General features: G+C 48.2%; 1 protein-coding gene. It reads left to right on the top strand.

Annotated features, from left to right (window positions below; translation table 11 throughout):
• On the top strand, window positions 1–655 hold a 655-nt coding region (locus ACS8FD_RS21445), incomplete at both ends, for an anhydro-N-acetylmuramic acid kinase (RefSeq protein ID WP_439277360.1).

The following is a 655-nucleotide window of genomic DNA, read 5'->3' as shown; positions in this document are numbered from 1 at the left end:
AGTGACGACGATACAAACTACGCTGCACTGACTGAGGCGCTGGAGCAAACAGTGTTTGAAAGCTTTGACGACGGTCTATATATCGGTATGATGTCAGGCACTAGCTTGGACGGTATGGATGCAGTGCTTTGTCAGTTTAATAATGCAGGCAATACTCAACCACCGATGCAACTGTTGGCAACTTATAATCAAGATTTTCCGCCGCGACTGCGTGAGGTGCTCTTAGCGTTGTGCCAACCTAATGGTATCCAAGAGTTAACGTCAACCGCTGATGAACCAAACAGCGAATTGGACTGGTTTGGCTGGGTAAGTAAAGAATATGCTGAATTTGCAAGCGACGTGGTTAATACATTATTGAAGCAGTCAAATACTGATGGTGAGTCGGTGCTGGCAATTGGTTGTCATGGGCAGACGGTACGTCATCGTCCGCAATTGGGCTTTAGCTTACAACTACTCGATGCCAATGTCATCGCTGAGCGCACTGGCATTAGCGTGGTCAGCGACTTTCGTCGCCGTGATATGGCAGTCGGTGGACAAGGCGCGCCTTTGGTTCCTGCTTTTCATCAAGCATTGTTTGCCGCACCTGATAGCACACGCGTGTTATTAAATTTGGGCGGTATTGCCAATATAACCGTCTTGCCAGCCAATGATAGCC

The organism is Psychrobacter sp. 1U2, assembly GCF_051847575.1.
Note: the sequence above shows the minus strand (reverse complement) of the source record. Positions and strands in the feature narration are given on the sequence as shown.